We start from the raw sequence: 450 nt of genomic DNA on the forward strand, positions 1-450 counted from the left end.
GTTCGCGCCGTCGCTGGCGCTCGCCCAGGCCAAGGAATTCCGCCTCGGCCTGATCACGCCGAACGGCCATTCCTGGAACAAGGCCGCCACCAAGTTCGGCGACGATCTGAAAGCCGCGACCAACGGCCGGCTGACCCTGACCGTGTTCCACTCCGGCCAGCTCGGCAACGAGCCCGCGATGATGCAGCAATTGCAGTCCGGCGCGCTCGACATGGGCTTCATCCAGGCCGCCGAGCTCGGCTCGCGCGTGCCGCACATCGCCGCGATCAACGCGCCCTATATCGTCCGCTCGACACCGGCGGTCGCGAAGTTCGTGCGGCATCCGGCGGCGGTGAAATTGTTCGACGTGCTGCCGCAGGAGACCGGCACCATCGGGCTCGGCTGGGGCATCACCGGCATGCGCGCGGTGTTCTCCTCTAAGGACCTGACGTCGCTGGCCGACATCAAGGG

1 protein-coding gene is annotated in these 450 nt (G+C 67.6%); it reads left to right on the plus strand.

Annotated features, from left to right (window positions below; all coding sequences use genetic code 11):
- Positions 1-450, plus strand: a 450-nt coding sequence (dctP, locus tag VSR71_RS35080; protein WP_342917921.1) for a TRAP transporter substrate-binding protein DctP, incomplete at both ends; no start/stop codon positions are given.

The sequence above is a fragment of the Cupriavidus oxalaticus genome (assembly GCF_038900635.1).
Classification (GTDB): Bacteria; Pseudomonadota; Gammaproteobacteria; order Burkholderiales; family Burkholderiaceae; genus Cupriavidus; species Cupriavidus oxalaticus_B.